This window comes from Pseudomonas sp. S35 (assembly GCF_009866765.1).
Classification (GTDB): Bacteria; Pseudomonadota; Gammaproteobacteria; order Pseudomonadales; family Pseudomonadaceae; genus Aquipseudomonas.
In genome coordinates this window covers 5,069,832-5,092,483 of sequence record NZ_CP019431.1, presented here as the reverse complement: position 1 = coordinate 5,092,483, position 22,652 = coordinate 5,069,832, and the positions used below count along the sequence as shown (strand labels likewise).

Genomic DNA, 22,652 nt, shown 5'->3' with positions numbered 1-22,652 from the left:
ATTTTTTACAGTGTTGTGTCAGAACAGTTGGGTGAACAGCCAGTAGAGGCTGCCTGAAAGCACAATCGCGGCCGGCAACGTCAACACCCACGCCATCGCCAGGTTGCGGATGGTCCGCATCTGCAATCCACTGCCATTGGCCACCATCGTCCCCGCGACACCCGATGACAGCACATGCGTCGTCGACACCGGCAAGCCATACATATCCGCCGCGCCGATGGTCAGCATCGCCACCGTCTCGGCCGCAGCACCCTGGGCGTAGGTCATGTGGGTCTTGCCGATCTTCTCGCCCACCGTCACCACGATACGCTTCCAGCCCACCATAGTGCCCAGGCCCAGCGCGATCGCCACGGCGATCTTCACCCATAGCGGAATGAAGCGCGTAGCACTGTCGATCTGCTGCTTGAACAGTTGCAGCTTGTCTTGGGTGTCAGCGTCGAAGTCGCCGACCTTGGCCTTGTCCATCAAGCGAATGGTTTCGCTGGTCAGGTACATGTCGTTGCGCACGTTGCCGACGGCTTCGGCGGGGACTTTGGCCAGGGAGCCGTAGCCTTTGACTTCTTCACCGATAAGCCCTGTGAGCGCGGCGAGAGCCGGTACCAGTTCCGGCGTGGCTTCCTTGGTACGTACGTAGGTCGACAGGACCGGGCGCGGGTCTGCCGCCAACGCCTGCGGCGCGGTTTTCATCAGGGCGACCTGGGTCACTTCGGCCACCGCCGCGAATTGCAACGACTGTTCGGCGGGCATGGTGCGGTTCAGGGCATAGGCCATCGGCAGCGTGCCGACCAGGATCAGCATGATCAGGCCCATGCCTTTTTGCCCATCGTTGGAGCCGTGGGCGAATGACACGCCGGTGCAGGTGGCGATCAACATGCCGCGAATCCACCAAGGCGGCGGGGTGTCGCCTTTGGGGGCTTTGTACAGCGAGCGGTTTTTCACGAAGGCGCGCAGGGCCAGCAACAGCAAGGCTGCAAAAGCGAAGCCGATCAGCGGCGACAGCAGCAACGCGTAACCAATCTTGGTGGCCTGGGCCCAATCCACGCCGCTGGTGCCGTCACGCCCGTGCATCAACGCATTCGCCACGCCGACGCCGATGATCGAACCGATCAGCGTATGGGACGACGAGGCTGGCAACCCCAGCCACCAGGTGCCCAGGTTCCACAGGATCGCGGCAATCAGCAGGGCGAAGATCATGGCGAAGCCGGCCGAGGAGCCCACCTGCAAAATCAGCTCCACGGGCAACAGGGCGATGATGCCGAACGCCACCGCGCCACTGGAAAGCAGCACGCCGAGGAAGTTGAAAAAGCCTGACCACACCACCGCAAAATGCGGCGGCAGCGAGTGGGTGTAGATCACCGTCGCCACCGCGTTGGCGGTGTCGTGGAAACCGTTGACGAACTCGAAACCCAGGGCGATTACCAGCGCCACGCCCAGCAGCAGGAACGGCGTCCAGGTGGTGACCACCGTGCCCAGCTCCTTCATGTCGTGCATCAGGCTGTAGGCGGTGAACAACAGGCCCATGGCGAGCACGGCGAAGAAAATGATCACCGTCACCAGGCCGGGTTTCTTGTCCAGCCTGGGTTTGGGTTGGGTGTGTGAGGCGGTCAGGGAAGGGGTGGCCATGCCGGAGCATCCAGGTAATGAAGGATGCTGTTCATAGTCATTGCAGAATGTTACAGCGATGCTGCCGCACGTCAGTGTTTAGTCAATCAGGTGCGCGATTGGTCTGTCGGGCAGCGCACACAGGCGCAAAACTCACAGACACCACTGATCCCTGTGGGAGATGTCAAGCTCTAGCGAGGCTTCGATGGCGGCGCAGGGCTGGCAGACGTGTTGGCTGACACACTGCCATCGAGAGCAAGCCCCCTCCCATAGCTGATCTCATTTCAGTTTGAAAATTTGCGGAACGCCCAGCGCCCGGCGATCAGCGTGAAGGTCGCGACCAGCGCCACCAGAATCCAGAACCCCTCCGGGTCCTGGGACAGCGGCACACCGCCCACGTTCATCCCGAAAAAACCGGCGATGATATTGATCGGCAGCGCCAGCACCGTGACCACCGTCAGGGTGAACAGGGTGCGGCTGCTTTGTTCATTGAGGTTGGCGGCGATCTCTTCCTGCAACAACTTGATGCGCTCGCCCAGGGCCGTCAGGTCGTTGATGATCAGTGCGAACTCCTCGGTGGATTTGCGCAGCTCTTTCACGTCGTCCTTTTGCAGCCATTGTGGCGGGCGGTTGAGCAGGCGTAGCAGCGAGCCCGGCTCCAATGCCAACAGGCGTTGCAGGCGCACCAGTACCCGGCGGGCGGCACCCAGTTCGGCGCGGTTGGTGGATAGGCGCGAGGAGAGCAATTGGTCTTCGATATGGTCGACGCTGAGGCTGGTCTTGCGCACGATCTGCGTCAGCACTTCGCCCTGGTCGCGCAGCAAATGCACCAGCAGTTCCAGCGGCGAGCGAAAGTGTTCGCCGGCCTTTACCGACGAACGCAACTTGTCCACCGAGTGCAGCGGTTGCAGGCGCGCGCTGATCAACAGACGGCTGCGGGCGCATACCCACAGCGTGGAAATATCCGATGAGACCATGCTGCTGAAGTTGAACACCACGTCGTTGACCACCGCCAGCAAGGCTGAGTCGACGTGTTCAATGCGCGTGGAACGCGAGCCCTCGTGCAGCGCTTCAAAAAACTCTTGCGGCAGTTCCAGGTGCGCCTGCATCCAGCGCTCGCACGCGGCGTGGGCCAGATTCAGGTGCAGCCACAAGAACTCGTCCGGGTCTTGCGGTTGCTTCAACGCCGCCAGAGCAGTGGCTGAGTCAATCTGCTGACCCTTTTCACCAGGGCGAAAACGGAAACCGTAAAGCAAGCCAAACAGATCGGAGTCCTGATGGCTGTGGTCAATGCTGTGGTTCATGGAGGCTCGCAGAGAAAAGGCCTGTAGGACATTTCACAGGTCGCGTGGCGAATGATTACAGGGTTGTTTGACATTTTTATGACAATTTTTTGTTTATTTCGCTTTGGTGACATTTTATTGACCAACTGTCGAAAACCCTTAAAGAAGGCTCTAGTCCGGCCGATTCAGCGCATAACAACCGTCAGGGAAGCGCGGTGCCTTTGTCGACAGGGAGGTCAAGGCGTGCAGACGCTATTTACCTGTATCGAGGCTTTTCCCCGATGAATGTTTTGCGAACCTCCTTGAGAGCACAAATCCTCTCGCTGCTCGGCGGCAGCTTGCTGGCGATATTGTTGATCGCCCTGGCCTGCTTCAACTTCCTCTCCAATGGGGTGCAGAGTTATCGCAGTTTGATTGATGGGCCGTTACTCACCTCGCAGCTGATCGACGAGGCCAACCTGCAATTCAAGGTGCAGGTGCAGGAATGGAAAAACGTGTTGTTGCGTGGCAAGCAGCCTCAGGACATGGAGAAATATTGGGGCCAGTTCCAGGATCGCCAGCGTGATGTGCAGGGCATCCTCACGCGTCTGGTGACCCAGACCCGCAGCGACGCACCTTTGAGCCAACGCATCGAAACCCTGCGCCAGGAGCACCAGCAACTGGGCGTGGCCTATCAGAAGGGCCGCGATGCCTACGTGGCGGCGGGCGGTGATGCAACGGTTGGCGACACGGCAGTCAAAGGCGTGGACCGCGCCGCCAGCGAGCAGATGAGCGCCCTGGTCAGCGACTTGCGCGCTCAAGGCCGGCAGCAAGCCCAGGCCATCAGTGCCTATGCCGAGCGCACCGTGCTGGTGGGCCTGGGAATCATGTTGCTGTCCGGCGTGTTGATCGGCCTGTTCAGCCTGTGGTTGATCAACCGCAACCTGATCCTGCCGATCCGTGGCTTGATCGACTACGTGACCCAACTCAGCCACGGCCGTTTTGCCGAACCCGTGGCCAGCCGTCGCCAGGACGAACTGGGCCATCTGGCCGCCGCCGCGAATACCTTGCGCGACTTCCTCGCCGAAACCTTCAACCGCTTGCAGCGCAGCGCTACCGACCTGGTCAGTGCCAGCGGCGAGTTGAATGCCATCGCCGGGCAGATGGCGACGGGCACCCACGAACAATTCAACCGCACCGACCAAGTGGCCACGGCCATGACCGAAATGTCGGCCACCGCCCAGGAAGTTGCACGCCATGCCGCGAGCGCCTCACGTGCGGCGGACGAAGCGGATCACTCGGCCCGCGAAGGCGGTGAAGTGATGCAAGTGACCATTGCCACCATCGGCCGGATGCGCAATGAAATCCTCAACACCGGCACCATCATCCGCCGCCTGGAAACCGACAGCGTGCGCATCGGCAAGGTGCTGGAAGTGATTCGCGGCATCGCCGAACAGACCAACCTGCTGGCGTTGAACGCGGCGATCGAGGCGGCACGCGCCGGCGAGGCTGGCCGTGGTTTTGCGGTGGTGGCCGATGAAGTGCGCAGCCTGGCGCAACGCACGGCGGCGTCGATCATCGAGATCAACCAGATTATCCAGGCGGTACAAACCGGTGCGGTGGGTGCGGCCGAGGCGATTGTCAGCGGCCAGACGTGCAGCGACGAGAGTGTGGAGAAAGTCACCCAGGCCGGTGCGATGCTTGCGCACATCACCCAAGCGGTGGAAGCGATTCGCGACATGAACCGTCAGATCGCCACGGCGGCAGAGGAGCAGACTTCGGTGGCCGAGGACATTTCGCGCAATATCACCCAGATCACCGAGGTGGCCACGGCCAACCTCAATAACGTGCAACGCACCGAAGCGGCGAGCCATAACCTGCGTGGGTTATCCGGCGAGTTGAATGAAGTCACGGCGCGCTTGGGGGCCTGATCGGGCATAAAAAAACGCCACCCTGGGTGGCGTTTTTCTTGCGCTTCGGATCAAGTGTCTTGCTTGTCTTCCAGCACGGCGCCGGTCTTGGCGTCGAGCTTCACATCCCACTTCTTGCCGGTGGTGTCAGTCATTTCGACTTCGTACACCAGTACACCGTTTTTGTGATCCAGCTCGGTGTCGGTGATGCTGGAGCCAGGATGTTTGGCCAGGGCGTCTTTGTTGAGCTGTTCGAAAGGTTTTACCGCGCCGGACTTGAGCAGGCCTTCGATCTGGTCCGGGCGAACATCAGCTTGGGCCAGGCCGGCAGTCAGGGTCATGGCAGCGGCGGCGAACAGAGTGGTCAAGGTTTTCATGCTGTGTATCCTTCTTCGGTGAGCTGTTTAAGTGGCCTCAGGTTAACCAGCACAACTTAATTCACGCTTAATTATTTCAAGCAGTTGCGCCGTTTGTTCAATTCGCACGGCGCGCAGGATTTCAGTATTTATGGTCGTTGAGCAGATCCTGCACGCTGGACGACGGCCAGCGTTTGTAGAACTTCAGCAGTTCGGCAGCGCGGTTGGTGAAGATACCGTCGACGCCGGCTTTCATCACTTTCTCGAAATCCACCGGCTCATCGACGGTGTACACATGCACCAGCAAGCCTTTGTCGTGGGTCAGCGTGTTCATTTCAGGCTTCACCAGGTCGGAGTAACTCTGGTCGCCGTGGTCGGTCAGTTCAGCCGAAGGGCCGGTGCCGATGGCGCCGAGGCTCTTGGCTTCGTCGATCCATTTTTCGAATTCGGCGGCGTCTTTCGGTTCTTGCTTGGCGTAGTAGGCGGCTTTGGTCGGTTCGCCGGATTCGGCGAAGGTCTGCTTGGTTTTCGGTTCGATACTGCCTTCACCCACCCACAACAGCAGGATTTTCGGGGTGTTGGGCATTTCTTTCTGCAGCTCTTTAAGGCTGGCGGTCTCGAAGGTTTGCAGCACCACACGGCCCTTGCCCTGGCCGACGCCGGTGTTGCTCTTGCCCAGTTTTGAACCGGCGGAGCTCAACCAGCCTTTGTCCAGCAGCTTGTTTTTCAGGTCGGCTTCGATACCGGGAAATTGCTTGGGCTCTTTGGTTTCGATGTACAGGCCGGGTTTGTGCTGCGGGTTGCCTTCGGCGATCTTGATGATGTCGTCCAGGCTCAGGATCTTCAGGCCGACGAAGCCTGGGCGTGCACGGTCCGGGTAGGCGGCGTTGAACCAACTGCCGGCATCGAGGCTTTGCAGTTCTTTCCAGGTGAACTCGTTGGCTGGCGCGTCTTTGCGCTCAGGGAACTTGGTGGCCACGTCGGTGGTGCGCTGCAGGTTGTTGTCGTGCAGGGCGAACAGCACACCGTCCTTGCTGCGTTGCAGGTCGAGCTCCAGGTAGTCGGCGCCCAAGTCGCGTGCGACCTTGTAGGCTGCAGCCGTGGACTCGGGGGCGTCGTAGGAGGCGCCACGGTGAGCGATCACGGCGGGGTAGGGAATGCCTTCGTTAGTCGCCAATTCAGCCGGGCTGATCGGGTCGGCAGCCTGCGCCTGGCCAAGGCCAAGCATCAGGGCGAGCAGCAGGGCGCTCTTGGTGAACGTGACAGGCATATGCGAAGTCCTTTCGTGGAGGTAGCTTTGAGAAGGCCTCCTTTTTAACAATTGATTGCGAAAGGCGCTATCACCAAACCGACATTAACGTGCGCACCGGTCAATTTTCTCGGTTTTTTTTCCAGGCATTGCAGTACTCTTGACCGCAGCCGCCCCGCTAGAGGGCAGCAATTTCCGCCACGCGTGTAAACCATCTTTCCAGTCCCTGTGGGACTTTTCAGTGAGGTTTACCATGCGCATCACTTCCGAGCTTATCTGCCAGGCCGCCGACCAACTCCACGGGTTTGTGGGCCTTAACCGCAAGAGCGGCCAGTACATCGTACGTTTCAGCGAAGACTCCTTCGGCATGGACGTGGCCGATGACGGCATCATTCCTACCGCCGAATTTGTCTGGCTGCCCGCCCCCGAGCAGACGATGACCCTGTCACGCGAACGCATCCAGTTGCTGCTGGACCAGAACATCGACGACCGCATCAACATCACTGAGCCGCTGCGCGTTTATATGCGCAGAGTAGAGATTCCTCAGATCAGTGCGTTGCGCAGTCTGGTGAGTTAACTCGCCTCAAAACCGTAAGCCCGCTCCACCTTGCACACCCGCGTCTGAAACGCCGAGTACCAGGTGGCGCGGCCCTGTTCACGTACACCTCGGTGCTCGGCCTGCTGTTTCCACGCCAGGATCGCCGCCTCGCTGCTCCAGTACGACACGGTAATTCCCAGGCCGTCTTCCCGCGCCGACTCCACGCCGAGAAAGCCTGGTTGTTGCCGTGCCAGTTCCAGCATGCGTGTGGCGGCCTCGCCGTAGCCGTGATCGCCGTCGGTGCGCAGTGAGCTGAAAATTACTGCGTAGTAGGGCGCAGTGGGGGTCTTGGCGATCATGCCGATTGCGCCAGGCACGCCTTGAGCAGGGCGCTCGCCAAGGGGGGCGTGATGCCCTTGAGCGCCGTGCGCTCGGGCTGGAACAGGGTGGCGACAAAGAAAGGGTGGTCGAGCAATTCCACCGCACGCAGGTCGCCTGCGCGGTCGTGACCGCAGGCGATCAGATCGCCCTCCAGCAACGCGCGGGCAAACTCGGGGTTCACTCCGTAACGGCAGCGATAACCTTCCTCAAGATCAAGGCTACCGTAGGCGTCGGCAATGCGCGTGTAGGGCACTAAACGTACCGTGTCGGTCGCTTCCACCAACGCGCAGGTCAAGGGTGTGATCACGGCGCGTTTTGCGTCAGGGGCCACTTCGCCGTGTTCGGCATCGGCCCAACCCAGTACGTTGCGGGCATATTCCAGCAGTGCATGTTGAAAACCACCACAGGTGCCGAGGAATGGGCGGCGCTGCTCGCGGGCAAAACGGATCGCGCGCAGTGCGCCGTCGGTATCGCGGTAAGGGGTGGCGGGTACGCACCAGAACCCGTCGAAGTCGTGCAGCGATTCAGGCAGGGTGTCGGTGTCGAGCCACTGCACATGGATGCTCAGGCCCAGGTCGTTGGCTGCCCGTTGCAGGGCCACGGGAATCGCCTGGTGCGCGGTCACGTCCGGGTTGTAATCGCCAATCAAGGCGAGGCGTAGGCGTGTGGCTGTCATCGTGTGCGCTCCATGGCTTGTGGCGGGTTGAGGCGCACTATAGATTGGCGCTCACGCAATCAATATTGGCGTTTACCCACATGCTCTATGCGCCAGCGCACTATTCAATTGACTACCCCGACCTCTCGCTGATCCTCGCCCTGGTACGCGGCGGCTCCCTGGCGCGGGCGGCGGCGTTGTTGCGGGTGGACGTGTCCACGGTGTTCCGCGCGGTACGGCGCCTGGAGGCGGCGCTGGGCCAGACGCTGTTTGAAAAAAGCCGCGCCGGTTACTTGCCCACCAGCCTGGCCACCCACCTGGCGCAGCAGGCCGAGCGTGCCGAACAGGCGTTGGAAGCGGCGCGTATTGGCGTGGAGCAGGGCGGTGAAGTGATCAGCGGCACGGTGCGCCTGACCTGTACCGATTCGGTGCTGCAAGGCTTGCTGCTGCCGGCGCTGGCGCAGTTCATGCCCAAGTACCCGGCGCTGACCCTCGAGTTGAGCACCTCCAACGATTTCGCCAACCTCAGCCGCCGCGACGCGGACATTGCCCTACGCCTTACCCAGACGCCGCCGGAGCATCTCGTAGGACGTTGTCTCGGCGCTGTGTCGTACCAAGTCTGTGCGAGTGCTGACTATGCACTCCACCATGCAGGCCGCGAACTGGCGGAGCTGGCTTGGATCGCGCCGGATGACTTCTTGCCCGACCACCCCACGGTTGCCTGGCGCCGCGAACAGTTGCCGGGTGTGCGCCCCAGTTATCGCTGCAACAGCATGTTGTCGGTGACCGAGTTGGTGCGCGCCGGACTGGGCGTGGCGGCGTTGCCGGACTTTCTTTTGGATGGCACGCTGCAACCGCTGGGCCCTGCGTTGGCGGGGCATGACACGGCGCTATGGTTGCTCACGCGTCCCGATTGCCGGGCATTGCGTTCAGTGGTGACGTTGTTTGATGAGTTGGGACGGCATGTACGCCTGCCGGGGCATTAGATTTTTCGCACAAAGTGCTCATGCATTTCACACGTCAGGCTCTCGATATGTTCTGTCAGTTGCTTGGTCATTTCCGTGAGCCGAGTGTTTTGCTCCAGCAATTCCAGCAATTGTTTGGTGGTCTGCGCAGCCTGGGCCTGACGCTCGGTGTTGGCGATGGCCAGGGCTTCACGGTGCTGGGCATCGGCGTCGGACTGGGCCTTGTCCCGGGCGGCCTGGCGCGTCTGGGCCAACAGGATCAGTGGCGCGGCATAGGCCGATTGCAGGCTGAAGGCCAGGTTAAGCAGGATGAACGGGTACACGTCGAAGTGGGTAATGCCGGTCATGTTCAGCACCACCCACAGCACCACGATTGCGGTTTGCGCGCCCAGAAAGGTCGGCGTGCCGAAGAATCGGGCGAAAGCTTCGGCCTTGAGGGCAAAGGTGTCGTTGCCGAAGGTCGGTGCCAGGTGCGCGTGGGGGCGGTGGAAGCGCAGGTGATCGACGGGGGCGACTTCAGGGGTATCTGGGGTCATGTTGGGCTCTAATCTTCAACGTAAGACAAGGAAACACTATAGACCGAGCCGCCCGCCGCCCGCATGAAGATCGGGTCAGCGGTTGCCCCGCTCATTGGCGAACGCGCTCACGGCCTGCACCGCCTCGCTGGTGCCTTCGCGAATCTGCAGGATCACCGTGCCGGCGCGGTTGGCCAGGTCTACGCCTTGGGCGGCGCGGTCGCGGGTGTTGTCCATGCTGTCGATGGCCTGGCGGGTTTCGGCCTGGATCATCGCGATCATGCTGGAAATTTCCGCCGTCGAGCCGCTGGTGCGTGCGGCCAATTGGCGAACTTCATCGGCCACTACGGCAAACCCACGACCTTGCTCACCCGCGCGTGCCGCCTCGATGGCCGCATTGAGCGCCAGCAGGTTGGTCTGGTCGGCGATGCCGCGAATGGTGTTGACGATGGTGGTGATCTGTTGGGAGCGCTCGCCCAGCTTGGCGATCAGTTGCGAGGAGCCGTCGATGTCGGCGGCAATTTCGCGCATGCCGCTGGCACTTTGCTGGATCACCTCGGCGCCTTTTTCGGCGATGTGCCGGGTGTTCAGCGAGATGTGATAGGCCTGGGCCGCGCTTGCTGCATCCGCTGCATATTGCTGCACGTTGGCGGTGACGTCCGAGGCGAACTTGACCACTTTGCACAGGTGCCCGCTGGCGTCGTACACCGGGTTGTAGTTGGCTTCGAGCCACACCGTTCGGCCATTTTTATCCACGCGCTCGAATTGGCCACTGAACAATTCTCCCTGGTTGAGGCGCTGCCAGAACTCGCTGTAGGCCTTGCTGTTGGCCAACTCCGTCGTGCAGAACAGGCGGTGATGCTTGCCCTGGATCTGCGCCAGGCTGTAGCCCATACGCTGCAGGAAGTTGGCGTTGGCCGTGATGATGGTACCGTCGAGGTTGAACTCGATCACCGCCATGGCCCGGCCAATCGCTTCCAGTTTGGCGTTGGCTTCACTCTCGGCTTGCAGGCGCGGGGTCACGTTCATGGCGAACTTCACCACCTTGATCACATGGCCTGCGTCGTCACATACCGGGTTGTAGCTGGCTTGCAGCCACACCGACTGACCGTTGTTGCCTACGCGTTCGAACGTGCCTGATTGGAACTGGCCGCTGCGCAGGCTCGACCACAACTGATGGTACTCAGCGCTACGGGCGAACGCCGCTGTGCAGAACATCCGGTGAGGCTGCCCCACAACCTGCTCGGCGCGATAGCCCATCGTCTGCAGGAAGTTGTCATTGGCCCGCAGCACGTTGCCTTGCGGGTCGAATTCGATCACCGCCATGGAGCGCTCGATGGCGTCCAGTATGCTGGCCTGATGGGCCACCCGGTGTTGCAGGGTGTGGATGGTTTTTTTATGGCTGTTGAATAGCATCGTTGGGGCTCGGGCAAGCAACGTCGGGGTTTTCCATGTTGGGGCGCCTGCCCCCGTACGGCGCTTGGCCTACGGTTGACGTGCTCATTGTCGGCTTCCTGGCGCTGACAGAGGGGGGATAGAACAGGGGATTCAGAGTGATCAGCGTGACAAGAAGTTCGCCCCAAAGGCAGGACCTTTTTTGGGTAGGCGACAAATGGTGGCTCTACGCCATCTTCTTGGGTGCCAAGCAGGGCGATATCAGGCCGAATAGGCGACTCTTGCGTCGCTCAGATTCACCCGGTTGCGCCCGGTGTCCTTCGCGGCATACAGCGCCCTGTCCGCAGCATTCAGCCACATGGCAGCGTCGGTGAAGGAGGGCTGGAAATCCGCCAGGCCAATGCTCAGGCTCACGCATAGGTTTGGGATGTGCGGAGCGCGATAGTTGCTGAAGATTTCGCGAATGCGCTCCATGACCCGTGCGGCTTCGTCCTGTGACATTTGCGGAAGGATCACACAGAATTCATCGCCTCCGTAACGTCCAGCCAGGTCGTTTTCCCGCAGGTTACGCCTCAATTCCAGGCTCAATTGGCGGAGCACGGCGTCGCCGACGATATGGCCATGGGTATCGTTGATCTGCTTGAAATGGTCGATATCGATCAACGCAATCGTGGCGTGGGTGTGTTGCTGTTGGCACTTATGGAACTTGAGGTGCAGCAAGTCTTTCCAGGAGCCGTGATTGAGCAACCCTGTGAGGCTGTCGATGCGGCTCAGGGCACTGAGGGCGCGTTTGTGTTCCGATAGCTTGATCGCCAATTGATAGCAGATCATGCCGATGGCCATCGGGTAGAGCGTCAGCATTGGCAGGCACGCGTACACCTGAGCCAGGTTGACGCTGGGGTTGAAGTGCAGGCCGAACAACGCGATCGCCACCCCGGCACCCAATACTTGGGCGACTATGCCGCGTAACAGCAGGCGTTTACCGCCCGCGGCGACGTTGTTCATGGAGACCATCGACAGCAAGGTCACGGTGGTCAAGGGCGCGAATTGCAACGCCGCGGCCCAGAAGCCGCTGAATAACGCGTCATACACCAGGTTGCGACGTTCGGCGTCATAGGGGACTTTGGCGCGTGTAGCCATTTGATACGCCAGGTGCGGCCAGACAAAACCATTGGCCAGCAGCACTGCCCAGACCCATCCAGGCATCGCCAACGGATACAGGGCCGCAATCACACTGATGCTGCACATGGCAGAGCCGATGATCCTGGGCCTGTAGATGCGTCTGGCAAACGAAAGTCCTTTGCCTTGTCTGTTTTCCATAGAATCCCGGTTGAGCTGCTTTTTTACCTATACGGCGGCGCGCGTTCGCTGGATGAGCCGTTGATCGGATAAGGCCGGTGAATATTGTCAGTGATTAGCGTGGCAATAATCAGTGGCCTTCCAGGCCATTTGCGCAAAACAGAGGGCGAAAGCGTCAAAAACGACCTTTAGTGTCGCTTATACAACAGGCATCACTGGGCGGGCAGCGGCGTGACTTCGTAGCCGGCCAGGAACAGGTCGATGGCGGACTCGATCACACTGGCTTGGTTGGGGGCGTCGAGGGTGGGCTGGCCCAGGGTGATCTGGGGCCAGAACGCGAAGGCCTTGAGCAGGCTCTGGATCTGATGAGCCGCGAAGGCGGGGTCGGTGCAGCACAGGCGGCCGTCTTCCTGGGCGGCACGTACCCACTGGGTGAAACCCTCTTCGCGCTGGCTCAGGCGGGTGACCATGTCTTGCGCTCGTTCTGGGGAATGGATGGTGGCGGCGATGGCGACCCGTGCCAGGTCGAGGAAATTGGCGTCCGACATCATCTTCATCTTTGCCTCCAGCAACCCGCGCAATTGCTCGCGCAGCGGGCGGTCGCTGGTGTAGCTGACGTCGAGTTGCGCGACGCTGCTGGCCCACAGTTGGTGGAGGATCTCGGCGAACAACTCTTCTTTGCTGGGGAAGTGGTTGTACACCGTGCGCTTGGAGACGCCCGCAGTGGCAGCGATCTTGTCCATGCTGGTCACCTCGAAGCCGTTCTCGCGAAATTCGGCGATGGCCGCTGCCACAATGGCCTGGCGTTTACGGTCGGTGAGGCGTTGAGGGGCAGTCATGGTGGGGCTCGGCTCAGGGGCTAAATTACACTCGACAGTTTACTTGCTCCGGATTTTGTTGCAATCTTGAAACTACACTGTGCAGTGTAATTTGTCAGCGGACCGTAGGAGTCACTCTGCAATGGCCACCCTCTCATCGCGCGTCGCCCCTTCATCTGCCGCTGATCAGGGCACGTCGCACTTCAGTAACGTCCCGCCTGTGCCCCATGGTGGGTTTGGCAAAACCCTGCGTATTTTCTGGAACATGCTGTTTAACAAGCCGCGCACCACGCGCCCGGTCGGGACTATCCCGGTGCAGCCGCTGACCCGTGAGCAGCTGTTGGCAGCCCCTGATCACAGCGTGTTTCGCTTGGGGCACTCCACGGTATTGCTGAAAATGCGCGGTAAATTCTGGCTGACCGACCCGGTATTTGCCGAGCGCGCCTCGCCGTTCAGTTGGGCCGGCCCCAAGCGCTTTCACCAGCCGCCCATCAGCCTTGAAGAGCTGCCACCTCTGGAGGCGGTGATTCTTTCCCATAACCATTACGACCACCTTGACCGTAAGGCCGTCGTGCAATTGGCCGACAAGACCCGTTACTTTCTTGCGCCGTTGGGCGTGGGCGACATCCTGGTCAAGTGGGGGGTGGAGGCCGGCAAGGTCCGCCAGCTGGATTGGTGGCAGGGCACCGAGGTGGATGGCATTCGGTTCGTGGCCACGCCGGCGCAGCATTTTTCCGGGCGCGGCCTGTTTGATGGCAACCAGACGCTGTGGTGTTCCTGGGTGATGATCGATGCTGCTCGGCGAATCTTTTTCAGCGGCGATACCGGTTACTTCGACGGTTTCAAGCGCATCGGCGAGCAGTACGGGCCGTTTGACCTGACGCTGATGGAAACCGGTGCTTACAACGTCGACTGGCCCCACGTGCACATGCAGCCGGAGCAAACCTTGCAAGCGCATATCGACCTCAAGGGGCGTTGGTTGCTGCCGATCCACAACGGCACCTTCGACCTGGCGTTCCATGCCTGGCACGAGCCGTTTGACCGGATCATGGCGCTGGCATGGGAGCGCAATGTGTCGATTGCCACGCCACCGATGGGTCAGGCATTCAGCTTGAGCCAGCCTGAGCGTGGGTACGCGTGGTGGTTGGACGTGGAGGCTCAAGGGCAGGAAGAACATGTTGTGAGTTAACCCACGCTTTAGCTGAAGAAAAGGAGTTTTCAGGGTGTTTCGGCTCTGCGACAAATGGCCGGGCGAGGTGCGATGATCTGGGCAAACTCATGGTCCAGGACGGTTTCTAATGGAAGGAATATGTAGGATAAATTGGCTCCCATCGCTGCCCTGCCCGAAAGAGCCGCTCTTATTTTCTCGCCTACCCTGTCCGCCACCAGCGCCATCAGCGCCATCAGCGCCATCAGCGCCATCAGTGCAACCTTGCGATCGCCACAACCAGCAAGGCGCCAAAGGCGGCATCGCTTTGCAGGCAGAGTGCCTCCTTACGAAACCTCCCGTTGCTGGTCTGCCAACCCCCAGGTATGACGTGCCGGGGCCGATGATGAAAACCCTCCGTGACCCGGCGCTTGCACTCTGCGCGCTGAGTGGTGTCGACCCCACGGAGCCCGTCATGGTGGAAGTACCGCTGGTGCATGGCGACAACACCCTCACCACCGCCAAAGCGCTGGAAGGCAGGCGGGTGGGGTTTGCCGACCGCTACAGGGGGGGCAATGGCCACGAACTCATTGAACACCGTGAGCCCTTCCTGCGGGCGCTGGATATCCTGCGCAGGGCAGGTGCGCAACTGTTGTCAGTGCCTGCACAACGGACCGACGACATCCTGCGATTCAATCAGAACGGTCGCAATGAAATCGATGAGCTTGTAAGTGAGTTCCAGCTCGATGCCTTGGTGTCAGACAGCCAAAGCGCTGCGTTCCATGCGGCCTGCTGGAGTGGGTACCCGGTGTTTGGCGAGCCGCTTGGGGACGGAACGACATGTTGGTTCTATAGCGCACGATGGTCGAAGGATTCTCTGGCGACGCTGATACAGGCGTATCGCAGTGCCCGTTGCCTGGCGGATGCTCAGGGTTAACCAGTGCGTTGAACAATCTTACGCAGTGAATGGCCTACGGCTCATACCCTTGGAGGCGGGGCGTTTTTAGACTGGTGCGAGGATCAATGGTGGTACTTAGTTATTTCTTGTCCTTCCCGGGAGCCGTTCATGCTTGTGAGTTATGTTTTTAACGCAATGGTTCGCAATACGGCCAATTGGGTGAGTGGGCAGCCGTCAACTGATGCAGCCAAGGCGGTTTCGCCGGGTATGGAATACGCCAGTGTTCGAACGCTCAGCGAGCAAATGAGCCGGCCAGACGGGCTCAAGTCGCAAGATTTGGTCAGTTACTTGCTAGAGCGTATCCGCCAACTGGACCCGGCGTTAAAAGCGATCATCGAACTCAACCCTCAAGCGCTGGAGATTGCTCGCGAACTCGACCGCGAGCGTGCCAGTGGCAAGGTTCGAGGCCCGCTGCACGGCATTCCCGTCCTGCTCAAGGACAATATCGAGACCGGTGACACCCAGCAAACCAGCGCGGGCGCCTATGGATTGATTGGCGCGGCGGCGAGCAAGGACGCGTTCATTGTCGAGCGCCTGCGTGCGCAGGGGGCGGTGATTCTGGGTAAAACCAACCTGACTGAATTGGCCGGCTTTCGCGGTGGCGCCGATGGCTTCAGCAGCCGGAGAGGGCAAACGCTCAACCCGCATCACGCGGATGCGCAGGTGGGCGGTTCAAGTTCAGGCTCGGCTGCTGCGGTCGCTGCCGGCTTGGCACCGCTTGCCGTGGGCACTGAGACCAATGGATCCATCATCGTGCCCGCAGCGTTCAACGGGGTGGTCGGTTTCAAACCCAGCGTTGGCCTGTTGAGTCGCAGCGGTATCATTCCCGCCAGCCATCGACAGGACACGGCAGGGCCAATGGCGCGCTCGGTGTTTGATACCGCATTGATGCTCAACGCCATGTCGGGAACCGATCCTCACGATGCGGCAAATGCGAATGCGCCTGAAGGCATTGACTACACCGCACTGCTTAAGCCTGGCGTGTTGAAGGATAAACGTATCGGGTATCCCGCAACCTTTTCCATCAATGGCGAAATCCTGCCGATGGACAACAGCCCACAATTCAGTCAAACCCTGCAAGTGCTAAGTGGCAAAGGCGCAGTGCTGGTACCGGTGAACATGCGCTTGGCAGACCCTTCCCGCTATGGCGAATTGCTGTACGCGGATGTGAAGGAGGAATTGAACGATTACTTGAGTAAGCGCAATGGGCTGCCGATCAAGTCAGTGTCTGAGTTGATCTCGTTCAATGACAAACGCGATGGCACCGAGAGTGACCACCAACCGCTACTCAAGGAAGTTGACGCGTCCACCCTGACCACCGAGGAGCGAAAGCCTCTATGGGATACGTTGATACGAAATTTCCGCAGCACCGTAGATGAGTTGATCGACGGTGAAAAGCTCGATGCTATGGTGTCGGACTTCGAAACGAACAGCTATTTTGCGGTCGCAGTGGCCGGCTATCCAGGCATCTCGGTACCTTCCGGTAAAGATGAGAGCGGTGTGCCGACCAGCGCTTACTTCTTCGGTGCCCTCTGGAGCGACCCCATGCTGCTGGCCGTCGCCCATGGTTATGAGCAAGCCGCGAAGGTCGATACCAAGCCTGGGCTTTAAACGATCACGCGGTTCTTGGGTACCGTAGTTGGGAGATGACGCCTCGCGCAGCGGGTTCGACAGGAGATGCGTTGAACCGGCGGGCGCTCATCCCCCATCCCGGTGCAAACCCTGGGAAAAACACCAGCCCTTCCGCTTCTAGCCGAAACGCCAGGATCAAACGGGTTTGATCATCCACGTCGCCCTGGCCTTCAAACCGTTGAACCGACTCGACCGCCACGCCCGCCTGGCGAGCCAGTTCTTCTCGGCTCCAACCCAGCATTGCACGGGCCTGTACGCTGTGTTGGGTGGTGAATTGGTGCAGGACGATCTGCTGTTCTACAAAAGAGCTCATTGCCAGGGAGGACATGGGGTTTCTCCAGGGTTCGACGGGGAGGGCAAACTATACTGTGTTTTTGTACAGTTGTTTTGACCGCTCATCAACTGGATTTTTTTGACGGCATTTCTGCCACCCCTTATTCCACCCCTGCCGCCTCCCGAATAATCAGGTGATCCAGGTTCTCGATATTCGCGCTGAACACGCCGAAGGTCTGCTCGGGGTTCTTCTTGCTGGGCACGTGCCTCAGCTGCGGAGTCACCCCGAAGAAGAAGCAATACAGCGCCCGCTCACTGTTCACCGCGGCCTTGATCTGCTCCAGGAACGCCGTGCGCTTGCGGTAGTTTTCGATCAGTTTTTTATTCAGGTACACATTGACCGAGTAGGGCTTCTTGTCGAGCCATACCTTCTTTTCGAAGTCGATGCGAAAGCTGCTGGTGTAATCCTTGATCGCCTTGATCTTGCCCCAGTAGATCAGGCCCTTGTTGTCTTGCAGGTATTCGATCTTCTTGAAAAACGTCCAGTAGGTCGCGGTGTGCTCGCCGATTTTCAGCGGCATGCGCTTGAGCGTGTCCTTGTCGTCGATATTGGACACAAAGCACTCCACTGGGTGGGCGAATACGCTGGTTTTATCCGCAGTGGTGTCGCTGCTGCTGACAGATGGGCTGGCGAGGCTTGAAGGAGTTTTCGCGGGCTCCTGTGGGATCTGCGCCTCGGCACCAGCCACCGGCGTGCTGCGCGGGTACGTACGTCGAGTCAGTAAAAATTCCGACGGGAAATGGTCCTCGCGCTCGTCGTCGGTTTCATCGGTAGCGCCCTTGTGCGTGCTGGCGTAGCGGCACCCTTCGATGTGCCGGGTGCTGGTCTTGTTCTTGAAATGCGGCGTGCGCACGTAGTTGACGTTTTTTGCATTGAACGTGCTCAACGCATTGCCCGTATCGAACGCCCCTCGGCACGCATCGTTGGGACAGAGGAAACTGTCCTTTTCAGAGTCGTAGACAGCGGTTTCGTCGAAATTCAGCTCTCGTACGTCGTAGATCGACAGCTTTTCATCGAGACTCAGGCTGTAGGCCGTGTCGAATTTCATGGGGCTCGGGTCCGTGAGAAGTTTCGCTATTAATAGCGGGATCCCACGTAAATATCAGCAAGAACCTGCAACCCGCCGCCCACTCAAGAAACATAAGGTGCCACCCACCGCCGTCAGGTTCTGGGCGCCGTAGTAACTGCCGCGCAGGGCATCTGGGGCAATGGTGTCGATGAACAGGTACTCCGAGGGATAGATGATCATCTCACCCAAGGTGAACACGAACATCGCCAGGCACCAGGTGAGCAGGCTGTCTGCCTGGCTGAAGCCGATCGGCCCCGCAATGAACAGCACGGTTGCCAGCAGGATACCGAGCATCAGGAACACACTGCTGAAGGCAATCGCGCTGGCAATCAGGAACGGCGCCAACGGCATGTGCCCGGCAATCACCATGCCGACCATGGGGCCCGTGGCGTAGCTATAAACCCGTATCGCTAGCGTTTTCAAGGCGAGAAGTGGATTTATTAACGAATTTGAGCACTCATTACCATTTTCGCGACCGCAGCGGATGACGGGCCTGTTTCACGAAGACCGCGAGCTGCTTGGTTTGTCGAAAATCAACGTTCGACCAGTAACGAAATGTATATCCCATTGACATATCCATTCGGTGGTGTAGCGTTGCGTAATCACACGACCACTGGAGGTAGGCCATTATGGACCAAGGTTCTGTATTTCAAAGCAACCGCAGCCAAGCTGTACGTTTGCCAAAGGCTGCTGCGCTGCCGGATGACGTAAAACGTGTAGATGTCGTCTCAATCGGTAGGGCCCGAATCATCACCCCAGCCGGTGAGTCATGGGACAGCTGGTTCGATGGCGAGGGTGTCACGCCGGACTTCATGAACGACCGGGATCAGCCTGCTGACCAAGAGCGGGAATCTTTTTAATGCTCAAGTTCATGCTCGATACCAACATCTGTATCTTCACAATCAAAAACAGACCCCAGCAGGTGCGCGAAACATTCAAAAAGCACTATGGCCAACTAGCTATCAGTACAGTAACCCTGATGGAGCTGATTTACGGCGCGGAAAAATCACCTAACCCAGAGCGAAACCTGGCTGATGTCGAAGGCTTTGCAGCACGTCTGGAAGTTTTGAAATACGACCAGGATGCCGCTATGCACACAGGCCAACTTCGTGCTGAGCTAGCGAGAGCTGGTACTCCGATAGGTTCATACGACCAGATGATCGCTGGGCATGCCCGTTCGCAGGGCCTGATTATGGTCACTAACAACCGGCGCGAGTTCGACCGCGTGCCAGGTTTGCGGGTAGAAGATTGGGTGTAAGCGGCGTGTTAAAACGCCGTCCCGAATACGGCTTACGCACCACGCGGATCCAAATGTGGGAACTGTCGAGCCCCAGCGGGGCTGCGAAGTGATCGACTCGGTGTTCCAGCCGATCCCAATTACCCCCATCACCGCTGCAACCGAGCCCGCTTTTTCTTCTTCGCATGAAAATGCCGAAAATGCGCATCCTGCGCTGCCGCCAGCAACTCCCGATCCCCACGCGTATCGCCCCAGGCCCTGAGCCGATACTCGCCCAAATCCCCGTACACCGCCTCAAGCCGCAGCACCTTGTTCTCACACCGGCAGTTATTCCCGGTGAGCTTGCCGGTCAACACCCCGTCGATCACCTCAAGCTCAGTGCCAATCAACTTGATCCCAAGCCGATCGGCAAACGGCTGCAACACCAACGCCGGCGACGCCGAACACAGTGTCACCACCGCGCCCGAGCCCAACTCCTGCTCCACCGACAACACCCCCGCTGGGCGCATCAACCGCGCCCAATTGCGCTGGCAATACTCCTCGGCCTTCTGCTGCACCCACGCCTTCTCCACCCCAGTCATAAAGGTGCGGATCAACTGCGCCTTCAACTCATCCCGGCTGATCTGCCGCACCAAAAAGCGCAGCCCCGGCACCGCCAGCTTGACCATGCGGCCATAGAACTCGCCGGGGCCAAAGGCAAACTTGAGGAAGGGCACGAAACTGTCGTGGTGGGTCAGGGTGCCGTCGAAGTCAAAGACGGAAAGCACTTTGGCGTCGATGGGGCCGGCTTCGAGCATGTCTGGGTTCACGGGTTGGCCTCGGTCCTATCTAGTATTTTTGAGTGTGCATCAGGTGTGACAGCAGGAGTCTACTCCCGTGCCAATCTTCCGATTTTGGCGTAAAGCCCTTCGGTGAAAGCCACTCGGTCACTCGACCGGTGACAACGCTGATGGCAATTGGGGCACAAGGCTACAGCATTGGCGGTGCGATCCGAACCCTTCTGGGCGAGGTGCCTGACGTGATGTGCTTCAAGAAGTGGCAGTTCACTGAGCATAAAAAAGCCCTGAACAGGTCAGGGCTTTATGGTGATGGTCGGCTCAGGAATCAATCCCAGCTCAATGCCCCACCCGTCTGGTACTCGATCACACGGGTCTCAAAGAAATTCTTCTCTTTCTTCAAGTCCATGATCTCGCTCATCCAAGGGAACGGGTTGGTCGTCCCCGGATACTCTTCCTTCAAGCCAATCTGCGACAGGCGACGGTTGGCGATGAACTTGAGGTAGTCCTCCATCATCGCCGCGTTCATGCCCAGCACGCCGCGCGGCATGGTATCGCGAGCGTATTCAATCTCCAGCTGAGTCCCTTGCAGAATCATCTGGGTCGCTTCTTCCTTCATCTCGGCATCCCACAGGTGTGGGTTTTCGATTTTGATCTGGTTGATCACGTCGATACCGAAGTTCAGGTGCATCGACTCGTCGCGCAGGATGTACTGGAACTGCTCGGCCACGCCGGTCATTTTGTTGCGGCGGCCCATGGACAGGATCTGGGTGAAGCCGCAATAGAAGAAGATGCCTTCCAGGACGCAGTAGTAGGCGACCAGGTTGCGCAGCAGCTCTTTATCAGTCTCGACGGTGCCGGTTTCGAACTTCGGATCGGAGATGGAGCGGGTGTACTTCAGGCCCCAGGCTGCCTTTTTGGCGACCGACGGAATCTCGTGGTACATGTTGAAGATCTCGCCTTCATCCATGGCCAGCGATTCGATGCAGTACTGGTAGGCGTGGGTGTGGATCGCCTCTTCGAAGGCCTGGCGCAGGATGTACTGGCGGCATTCCGGGTTGGTGATCAGGCGGTACACGGCCAGCACCAGGTTGTTGGCAACCAGGGAGTCGGCGGTGGAGAAGAAGCCGAGGTTACGCATGACGATGCGGCGCTCGTCGTCGGTCAGGCCTTCGGGGTTTTTCCACAGGGCGATGTCGGCGGTCATGTTGACCTCTTGCGGCATCCAGTGGTTGGCGCAGCCGTCGAGGTACTTCTGCCAGGCCCAGTCGTACTTGAAGGGCACGAGTTGGTTGAGGTCGGCGCGGCAGTTGATCATGCGCTTTTCGTCAACGGCGACACGGGCGGCGGAGCCCTCCAGCTCGGCGAGGCCTTCGGCGACGTCGAGTTTGTCCAACGCAGCCTTGGCGCGCACGATGGCGGCGGAGTCACTGGCGGTGACGGCACGGGCTTCGATGGCAGCAGCGGCACCGGCACCGTCGAGGCGGTCCATGTTGGCTTCGGTGGCGTGGCCGGCGTTGGCGCCTTTGGCGGCTACTTCGCCTTCTTCTTCTTTGTCGAATTCGTCCCAGCTCAGCATGACTTGTCGTCTCCTGCGTGAGGGCTCAAAGGTGCCCGTGTGAAACCGGATGGTTGGGTGTTCACACGGCCCTAGGGCCGCGGTGGATCTTAAGGAATCGTTTGTTGCAACAGCTCGCGCAGGCATTAAACGGAATTGGGTAACGGGTGCTCTGCTTGAGGCTTGAGGGGCGGAGCGACAGGTGCGTGCTCCCGCGCAGGCTCAAGGTCTGGCTCTTCATCCCTGTGTAAAGGGATATTGCAGGCCCGATTTACCCGCGCATTATAGGGAAAAAAACGCGTTTGTGTTGTGACGGATGGTCACGGATTGCAGACAAAAAGCCTGCTTTTCTAGCCAGGGCTCGGCTTTGTTGGGGTTGGCTGGGAGACGAGCGGCGGGATTTTTTTCGAGGGGCTGCAACGCAGGGAGGAGGGGCAAGCTCTTTGCCGCAAGAACGATTTCTTGCGGCGAATAAGACTCCAACTTCAGAAGTTGTTAACCGTTAGAGCAACCGTTGCCCATGATCTTATAATTAAGAACATGACGCTGGCCCTGTGAATCTTCATATACCATCTTCGCGGGTACAACTTCACATACATTCGGAACTTCACTCATGGACAATACTTTGGCGACGTCCAAGTGCGTGCTGTAGGTGTAATTCTCAACAATCGGGGCGTTCTGGCCGGCCAGCTCGGTCGGGGCTTCGTCGGCCAGGGCGGCGGTGGCGCACAAGCTGCTGAGGGCCATAACTACAAGAGCTTTCATTTCTTTACTTACCTTCTTCAGGGCGAAAGGGGTCACGGGGCCCTTGTGAGGCCGCGTGTGTAACTTAGGGTGGGTGAGTTCGGATTAACGTTGCCTTCGTGGGGGCTGTTGCGTTGTTAATCACAGTGTCGTGTTGACGGAGTTGATTTTAGGCCCACGGGTTATATTCATATACCCGTGCTTTTGATAAACACTATTGGCGGTTTTTGTAACAATCCGGTGGTAAAGGTT

The 22,652-nt window shown here is 59.3% G+C and carries 24 protein-coding genes and 2 pseudogenes; 8 read left to right on the top strand and 18 right to left on the bottom strand.

Annotated elements, in window-relative coordinates; translation table 11 throughout:
• Positions 1 to 18: 18 nt before the first annotated feature.
• Both PspS35_RS22820 and PspS35_RS22815 read right to left on the bottom strand, forming a co-directional pair.
• Complete coding sequence (locus PspS35_RS22820; RefSeq protein WP_159936893.1) at positions 19 to 1,623, bottom strand: inorganic phosphate transporter; 1,605 nt, start codon at positions 1,621 to 1,623, stop codon at positions 19 to 21.
• Positions 1,624 to 1,886: 263 nt separating this feature from the next.
• Positions 1,887 to 2,906 (bottom strand): transporter, encoded by a 1,020-nt coding sequence (locus tag PspS35_RS22815; protein WP_159936892.1) that lies wholly within the window; start codon positions 2,904 to 2,906, stop codon positions 1,887 to 1,889.
• 260 nt (positions 2,907 to 3,166) lie between these two features.
• Between PspS35_RS22815 and PspS35_RS22810 the strand changes: the two genes are divergently transcribed.
• Complete coding sequence (locus tag PspS35_RS22810) at positions 3,167 to 4,795, top strand: methyl-accepting chemotaxis protein (protein WP_159936891.1); 1,629 nt, start codon at positions 3,167 to 3,169, stop codon at positions 4,793 to 4,795.
• Between the two features lie 50 nt (positions 4,796 to 4,845).
• On the opposite strand, the gene PspS35_RS22805 is transcribed toward PspS35_RS22810, so the two are convergent.
• Positions 4,846 to 5,151, bottom strand: a complete 306-nt coding sequence (locus PspS35_RS22805; RefSeq protein ID WP_159936890.1) for a PepSY domain-containing protein — start codon at positions 5,149 to 5,151, stop codon at positions 4,846 to 4,848.
• Between the two features lie 121 nt (positions 5,152 to 5,272).
• Positions 5,273 to 6,400 (bottom strand): glycerophosphodiester phosphodiesterase family protein, encoded by a 1,128-nt coding sequence (locus PspS35_RS22800; protein ID WP_159936889.1) that lies wholly within the window; start codon positions 6,398 to 6,400, stop codon positions 5,273 to 5,275.
• Between the two features lie 232 nt (positions 6,401 to 6,632).
• On the opposite strand from PspS35_RS22800, the gene PspS35_RS22795 reads away from it, so the two are divergent.
• A complete protein-coding gene (locus PspS35_RS22795; RefSeq protein WP_159936888.1) occupies positions 6,633 to 6,956 on the top strand; it encodes a DUF2025 family protein in 324 nt (107 codons plus the stop codon).
• Here the strand turns inward: PspS35_RS22795 and PspS35_RS22790 are convergent.
• On the bottom strand, positions 6,953 to 7,276 hold the full coding sequence (locus tag PspS35_RS22790; protein WP_159936887.1) for an antibiotic biosynthesis monooxygenase: 324 nt from the start codon (positions 7,274 to 7,276) through the stop codon (positions 6,953 to 6,955). The two genes, PspS35_RS22795 and PspS35_RS22790, sit on opposite strands and share 4 nt — an antisense overlap.
• Entirely contained in the window at positions 7,273 to 7,974 is a 702-nt protein-coding gene (locus PspS35_RS22785) for a CTP synthase (RefSeq protein ID WP_159936886.1), read from the bottom strand. The genes PspS35_RS22790 and PspS35_RS22785 overlap by 4 nt, the downstream gene beginning before the upstream one ends.
• Positions 7,975 to 8,054: 80 nt before the next feature.
• Between PspS35_RS22785 and PspS35_RS22780 the strand changes: the two genes are divergently transcribed.
• Positions 8,055 to 8,939: a LysR family transcriptional regulator gene (locus tag PspS35_RS22780; RefSeq protein WP_159936885.1), complete on the top strand. Its 885-nt coding sequence runs from the start codon at positions 8,055 to 8,057 to the stop codon at positions 8,937 to 8,939.
• On the opposite strand, the gene PspS35_RS22775 is transcribed toward PspS35_RS22780, so the two are convergent.
• From PspS35_RS22775 to PspS35_RS22760, 4 genes are all read right to left on the bottom strand, one after another.
• Complete coding sequence (locus PspS35_RS22775; protein ID WP_159936884.1) at positions 8,936 to 9,454, bottom strand: DUF1003 domain-containing protein; 519 nt, start codon at positions 9,452 to 9,454, stop codon at positions 8,936 to 8,938. The genes PspS35_RS22780 and PspS35_RS22775 overlap by 4 nt on opposite strands.
• 75 nt (positions 9,455 to 9,529) lie before the next feature.
• Positions 9,530 to 10,849, bottom strand: a complete 1,320-nt coding sequence (locus PspS35_RS30580) for a PAS domain-containing methyl-accepting chemotaxis protein (protein WP_159936883.1) — start codon at positions 10,847 to 10,849, stop codon at positions 9,530 to 9,532.
• A 240-nt stretch (positions 10,850 to 11,089) separates the two neighbouring features.
• Complete coding sequence (locus PspS35_RS22765; RefSeq protein WP_159936882.1) at positions 11,090 to 12,148, bottom strand: diguanylate cyclase; 1,059 nt, start codon at positions 12,146 to 12,148, stop codon at positions 11,090 to 11,092.
• Positions 12,149 to 12,339: 191 nt separating this feature from the next.
• Entirely contained in the window at positions 12,340 to 12,966 is a 627-nt protein-coding gene (locus PspS35_RS22760) for a TetR/AcrR family transcriptional regulator (RefSeq protein ID WP_159936881.1), read from the bottom strand.
• A 121-nt stretch (positions 12,967 to 13,087) separates the two neighbouring features.
• Here PspS35_RS22760 and PspS35_RS22755 point away from each other — a divergent pair, with 121 nt between their 5' ends.
• Positions 13,088 to 14,134, top strand: a complete 1,047-nt coding sequence (locus tag PspS35_RS22755) for an MBL fold metallo-hydrolase (protein WP_159936880.1) — start codon at positions 13,088 to 13,090, stop codon at positions 14,132 to 14,134.
• A 29-nt stretch (positions 14,135 to 14,163) separates the two neighbouring features.
• On the opposite strand, the gene PspS35_RS22750 is transcribed toward PspS35_RS22755, so the two are convergent.
• Positions 14,164 to 14,367 carry a hypothetical protein gene (locus tag PspS35_RS22750; protein WP_159936879.1) on the bottom strand — a complete coding sequence of 68 codons (204 nt, stop codon included), beginning with the start codon at positions 14,365 to 14,367 and terminating at the stop codon, positions 14,164 to 14,166.
• A gap of 131 nt (positions 14,368 to 14,498) precedes the next feature.
• Here PspS35_RS22750 and PspS35_RS22745 point away from each other — a divergent pair, with 131 nt between their 5' ends.
• On the top strand, positions 14,499 to 15,029 hold the full coding sequence (locus PspS35_RS22745) for a hypothetical protein (RefSeq protein ID WP_238785926.1): 531 nt from the start codon (positions 14,499 to 14,501) through the stop codon (positions 15,027 to 15,029).
• A gap of 156 nt (positions 15,030 to 15,185) precedes the next feature.
• Entirely contained in the window at positions 15,186 to 16,661 is a 1,476-nt protein-coding gene (locus PspS35_RS22740) for an amidase family protein (protein WP_238786080.1), read from the top strand.
• A gap of 4 nt (positions 16,662 to 16,665) precedes the next feature.
• On the opposite strand, the gene PspS35_RS22735 is transcribed toward PspS35_RS22740, so the two are convergent.
• The 3 genes and pseudogenes from PspS35_RS22735 to PspS35_RS22725 all read right to left on the bottom strand — a co-directional run.
• A complete protein-coding gene (locus PspS35_RS22735) occupies positions 16,666 to 17,010 on the bottom strand; it encodes a helix-turn-helix transcriptional regulator (RefSeq protein WP_159936877.1) in 345 nt (114 codons plus the stop codon).
• A 106-nt stretch (positions 17,011 to 17,116) separates the two neighbouring features.
• Positions 17,117 to 18,064 carry a hypothetical protein gene (locus PspS35_RS22730; protein ID WP_159936876.1) on the bottom strand — a complete coding sequence of 316 codons (948 nt, stop codon included), beginning with the start codon at positions 18,062 to 18,064 and terminating at the stop codon, positions 17,117 to 17,119.
• Between the two features lie 54 nt (positions 18,065 to 18,118).
• Positions 18,119 to 18,478 (bottom strand): annotated as a pseudogene (locus tag PspS35_RS22725) (hypothetical protein); the annotation flags it as partial.
• A 236-nt stretch (positions 18,479 to 18,714) separates the two neighbouring features.
• Between PspS35_RS22725 and vapB the strand changes: the two are divergent.
• Entirely contained in the window at positions 18,715 to 18,945 is a 231-nt protein-coding gene (vapB, locus tag PspS35_RS22720) for a type II toxin-antitoxin system VapB family antitoxin (protein WP_034135537.1), read from the top strand.
• On the top strand, positions 18,945 to 19,343 hold the full coding sequence (gene vapC, locus PspS35_RS22715) for a tRNA(fMet)-specific endonuclease VapC (RefSeq protein ID WP_069558626.1): 399 nt from the start codon (positions 18,945 to 18,947) through the stop codon (positions 19,341 to 19,343). Before vapB ends, vapC begins: the two co-directional genes overlap by 1 nt.
• A 128-nt stretch (positions 19,344 to 19,471) precedes the next feature.
• Here vapC and PspS35_RS22710 read toward each other — a convergent pair whose 3' ends face one another.
• From PspS35_RS22710 to PspS35_RS22695, 4 genes and pseudogenes are all read right to left on the bottom strand, one after another.
• Positions 19,472 to 20,119 carry an HAD-IB family hydrolase gene (locus PspS35_RS22710; RefSeq protein WP_159938107.1) on the bottom strand — a complete coding sequence of 216 codons (648 nt, stop codon included), beginning with the start codon at positions 20,117 to 20,119 and terminating at the stop codon, positions 19,472 to 19,474.
• Between the two features lie 71 nt (positions 20,120 to 20,190).
• A pseudogene (locus PspS35_RS22705) lies at positions 20,191 to 20,364 on the bottom strand (HNH endonuclease); the annotation flags it as partial.
• 62 nt (positions 20,365 to 20,426) lie between these two features.
• Positions 20,427 to 21,677 (bottom strand): ribonucleotide-diphosphate reductase subunit beta, encoded by a 1,251-nt coding sequence (locus PspS35_RS22700; RefSeq protein WP_032879817.1) that lies wholly within the window; start codon positions 21,675 to 21,677, stop codon positions 20,427 to 20,429.
• A gap of 474 nt (positions 21,678 to 22,151) precedes the next feature.
• Entirely contained in the window at positions 22,152 to 22,421 is a 270-nt protein-coding gene (locus PspS35_RS22695) for a DUF2790 domain-containing protein (protein WP_159938106.1), read from the bottom strand.
• Positions 22,422 to 22,652: the final 231 nt, after the last annotated feature.